Annotated in this window: 5 protein-coding genes; 1 reads left to right on the top strand and 4 read right to left on the bottom strand. The window is 72.0% G+C overall.

Annotated features, from left to right (window positions below; all coding sequences use genetic code 11):
- Positions 1–108: 108 nt before the first annotated feature.
- Complete coding sequence (locus JWQ91_RS07905; RefSeq protein ID WP_297782316.1) at positions 109–468, bottom strand: hypothetical protein; 360 nt, start codon at positions 466–468, stop codon at positions 109–111.
- Between the two features lie 86 nt (positions 469–554).
- On the opposite strand from JWQ91_RS07905, the gene JWQ91_RS07900 reads away from it, so the two are divergent.
- Entirely contained in the window at positions 555–2,021 is a 1,467-nt protein-coding gene (locus tag JWQ91_RS07900) for an ADP-ribosylglycohydrolase family protein (RefSeq protein ID WP_297782315.1), read from the top strand.
- A 57-nt stretch (positions 2,022–2,078) separates the two neighbouring features.
- Here JWQ91_RS07900 and JWQ91_RS07895 read toward each other — a convergent pair whose 3' ends face one another.
- The 3 genes from JWQ91_RS07895 to JWQ91_RS07885 all read right to left on the bottom strand — a co-directional run.
- The gene (locus JWQ91_RS07895; protein ID WP_297782314.1) at positions 2,079–3,008 is read right to left on the bottom strand and encodes an NADP-dependent oxidoreductase; all 930 of its coding nucleotides are present in this window, start codon (positions 3,006–3,008) and stop codon (positions 2,079–2,081) included.
- Position 3,009: 1 nt separating this feature from the next.
- The gene (locus tag JWQ91_RS07890) at positions 3,010–3,462 is read right to left on the bottom strand and encodes a hypothetical protein (protein WP_297782313.1); all 453 of its coding nucleotides are present in this window, start codon (positions 3,460–3,462) and stop codon (positions 3,010–3,012) included.
- 29 nt (positions 3,463–3,491) lie between these two features.
- The coding region (locus JWQ91_RS07885) for a C-terminal helicase domain-containing protein (protein WP_297782312.1) at positions 3,492–3,936 on the bottom strand (445 nt) is incomplete at its 5' end.

The raw sequence follows: 3,936 nt of genomic DNA, 5'->3' as shown, positions 1-3,936 counted from the left end.
GAGACCACGACGCTGTCGTGCATCAGCGCCGACCAGATCCCCAGATCGTACGACCGGATCACGATCAACGACTCGTTCTGACTCAGCGCTCGGGCGCCGGCAGCGCGGTCACCATCCCGGTGGCTTCACGACGTTGGGCGGGGTCGCGGTGAACCACTGCCTGACCACGTCCTCGTCGTGCCCCGCGATGCCGCAGCCGACCTTGGTCAGCAGGAAGGTCAGCTCGGGGTGCTCGGCGGCGTACGCGACGAACCGCGCCGCGGCCTGCGCGAACGCAACCTGCCCCTCCATCGTCGGCAGGGCGTACGTCTGCCCGGTCAATCCTTCCCCGACGCCCCACTCGGCGCCGAAGCGCTGGTGCGCGGTCCGGGCCGCCCCACCACCGTGCAGGCCGGCGGCGTTGCTGCCGAACACGAAGATCTCGCCGTCCCCCAGCTCGCGGACCAGGTCGGGTGTCGTGCGCGTCATGATCCCATCCTCCCTTCATTCCTGGATGTGTCAGACCCGTGTGCCAGTTTTGGTCACAGAGACCAGACACAGAAAGAGGTGGTCGGATGACCTGTTCCCACGATCGAGCAGCCGGAGTGCTGCTCGGGCAGGCCTGCGGCGACGCGTTGGGGGTCCCGTACGAGTTCGGGCCGGCCCTGCCGGACTCGTTCACGCCCGTCATGGCCGGCGGCGGACCATTCGGCTTCGCTCCCGGTGAGTACAGCGACGACACCTCGATGGCGGTCTGCATCGCGGAGGTCGCCCGCACCGGCGCCGATCTGACCACGGCCGCCGCGCTCGACGAGATCGCCGAGCGGTTCCTCGCCTGGGCGGCGGTCGCGAAGGACGTCGGGTCACAGACCCGGGCCGTCTTCGGACACACCCACCGCTCGCGCGGCCCGCGAGGCGCCGCGATGCTCGCCGCCTCCCGCGAGCACGCCGCCGCGCACCCCGGTCGCGTCGGCAACGGGGCCCTGATGCGTACGGCGATCGTCGGCCTGACCGACCTCGACGACCGCGACGCCACGGCAGCCGCCGCACGCGCCGTCGCCGAGCTCACGCACGCCGACCCGCTGGGCGCCGAGTCCTGCGTGCTGTGGTCCGAGGCCGTACGTCTTGCGGTCACGAGCGGCCGCCTCGACCTGCTGGCCGGCCTCGACCTGCTGCCGGAGGCGCGGCGTGACCAGTGGCGCGCGTGGATCGACGCGGCCACCGGCGTCGACCCCCGGACGTTCGCCCGCAACGGGTTCACCGTGCACGCCCTGCAGGCCGCGTGGGCCGCGATCACCTGGACCGACATCCCCGAGCTCGACGCGACCGCCGGAACCTTCCCCGCCCAGCACCTCCAGCTCGCCCTGGCCAACGCCGTGCGCGCCGGCGACGACACCGACACCGTCGCGGCGATCGCCGGCGGTCTCCTCGGCGCGGTGTGGGGCTGGTCGGCGATCCCGGCCCACTGGGCACGGAAGGTGCACGGCTACGGCGAGCACCGCGCCCGCGGGCTCATCACCCTCGGACTGCACACCGCCCAGCGCGGGCAGGGTGACGAGCAGGCGTGGCCGACCGGCCGGCACATGATGACCCGGGACTACGACGACGCTCCGGTCATCTCGGCGGTCCACCCGCACGACGACGGTGTCGTGCTCGGGACCTACCGCTCTGCCCCGCACGGATGCGATGCCGTGGTGTCGCTGTGCCGCGTCGGTGCCGGGGACCACGCCGACATCCCAGCCGGCGACCACCTCGAGGTGCGCCTGCTCGACTCGGAGGTCACCGAGGACAACCCGCACCTCGAGCACGTCCTCGCCGACACCGCGGCGGCCATCAAGGCGCTGCGCGACGAGGGCAAGACGGTCTTCGTCCACTGCGTCGCCGCCCAGCAGCGGACCCCGTCGGTCGGCGTGGCCTACTCCCGCCTGCTCGGCGTCCCGGCGGGACAGGCACAGGACGACATGCGCCGGGCCCTGCCGGGACTGCGCGGGCACGGACCGCTGTGGGACGCGGCCGCGCGGGTCACGCCTCGCCAGTCGTAGCCGAGGACGGAGCCCGGCCCGCCACCACCCCGCGGGATGGACCGTCGACCGCCCGGCTCAGTCGACCGTGATGACGATCTTGCCGCGGGTGTGGCCGCCCTGGCTCTCCTCCCATGCCTTCTGCGTGTCGGCCAGCGCGTAGGTCGAGGCGATCTGCACCGTGAGGGTGCCGTCGTCGAACAGTCCGGCGAGCTCGTTGAGGTCGTCGACGTCGGGGCTCACGAAGACGTACTGGCCGCCCATCTCCTTGACCGCCGGATCGATGATCGAGACGATCCGCCCGGCCGACGACTCGGCGAGCAGGTCGGGGCTCACGCCGAGGTCCGAGCCGTTGAGGTCGAGCACCGCGGTGACGCCGTCCGGGACCAGCGAGCGCACGCGCTCGACGAGCCCGTCGCCGTACGTCAGCGGCTCGGCTCCGAGGTCGCGGAGGTAGTCGTGGTTGGCCTCCGAGGCCGTGCCCAGGACCCGCGCGCCGAGGGACGTCGCGATCTGCACCGCGAACGAGCCGACCCCGCCGGAGGCGCCGTGGATCAGCACGATGTCGTCGGCGCCGACGTCCAGCGCGTGGACGAGGGACTGGAACGCCGTGAGGCCGGCCAGCGGGATCGCGGCCGCCTCGGCGAAGCTCGCGTTGGCGGGCTTCTTGGTGACGGTACGGATGGGAGCCGCGACCTTCTCGGCGTACGTCCCGCCGTGGACCGCGTCCTTGCGGACGTAGCCGAAGACCTCGTCGCCGGGCGCCAGGGTCGTGACCGCGGGTCCGACCGCCTCGACGACGCCCGCGACGTCCCAGCCGGGCGTGGCCGGGAAGTACACGTCGAGCGCGCTGTCGAGCCCGCCGGAGGCGAGCTTCCAGTCGACCGGGTTGACCGAGGCGGCCCGGACCCGGACCTTGACCCAGTCGGGCCCGATCTTGGGCTCGTCGACCTCGGTCAGCGCGAGGACGTCGGGGTCACCGTAGGAGCTGTAGGTGATCGCCTGCACGTCAGAGCCGCTCGTCGTCGCTCTTGGGGGCGAGCTCCTCGACGGTCTCCTCGATGTCGGGACCCGTGCTGTAGACGACCTCGTCCTCGGACTCGATGTGCTCGTCGGCCAGCAGCAGCGGGTTGACCGGCGCATCGCTGGGGTCACCCACGGAGGCGTCGGGCGCACCCGTCGAGGCCTCCGGTGAGCTGTTCCTGGCGTCGCGCACGATCTCCTCGGCCCGCTGCACGACGTCCTTGACGCGTGGGTCCTCGGTCACCTTGGTCGCGGCCTCGCGCACCAGGTCCTCGGCCCGGGCGGTCGCCTGCTGCACGCGGGGATCGTCCTTGACCTGCTGGGCGGTGTCGACGATCTGCTCGTACCGCTCGCGGCCGGCCCGGGCGCCCAGCACGTACCCGCCGGCGAAGGCGGAGAGGAGGGTGAGCTTCTTGATGGGGTGCTTGAAGATGCGCATGGCTCGACGTTACCCACCCCGGCTCGGCTTCACGCACCGAGGAGGCCCCGGATGTCGTCACTGCTCAGCGCGCCGGACAGCGCCGCCCCCTCGTCCATGACGGCATCGAACAGGGCGGACTTGCGCGCCTTGAGCTCCATGACCTTCTCCTCGATCGTGTCGGCCGACACGAGCCGGTAGACCATGACCGGTCGGGTCTGGCCGATGCGGTGGGCGCGGTCGACCGCCTGCGCCTCGGTGGCCGGGATCCACCACGGGTCGAGGACGTAGCAGTAGTCGGCCTCGGTGAGGTTGAGCCCGAACCCGCCGGCCTTGAGGCTGATGAGGAACACTGGCCGGTCGCCGGTGGTGAAAGACTCGATGGCCTCGGCGCGGTTGCGGGTGCGGCCGTCGAGGTAGGCGTGGGGCTTGCCGACGGCGTCGAGGCGTTCGCGCACCCTCTTCAGGTAGCGGGTGAACTGGCTGAACACCAGC

It is taken from the genome of Aeromicrobium sp. (assembly GCF_025965075.1).
Taxonomy (GTDB): Bacteria; Actinomycetota; Actinomycetes; order Propionibacteriales; family Nocardioidaceae; genus Aeromicrobium.
This window is presented reverse-complemented; position numbering and strand designations above follow the sequence as displayed.

What these genes read in the sequence shown, in the direction of transcription:
- JWQ91_RS07905 (WP_297782316.1), bottom strand. Translation starts at nt 468, where the DNA reads ATGACGCGCACGACACCCGACCTGGTCCGCGAGCTGGGGGACGGCGAG.
- JWQ91_RS07890 (WP_297782313.1), bottom strand. Translation starts at nt 3,462, where the DNA reads ATGCGCATCTTCAAGCACCCCATCAAGAAGCTCACCCTCCTCTCCGCC.
- JWQ91_RS07900 (WP_297782315.1), top strand. Translation starts at nt 555, where the DNA reads ATGACCTGTTCCCACGATCGAGCAGCCGGAGTGCTGCTCGGGCAGGCC.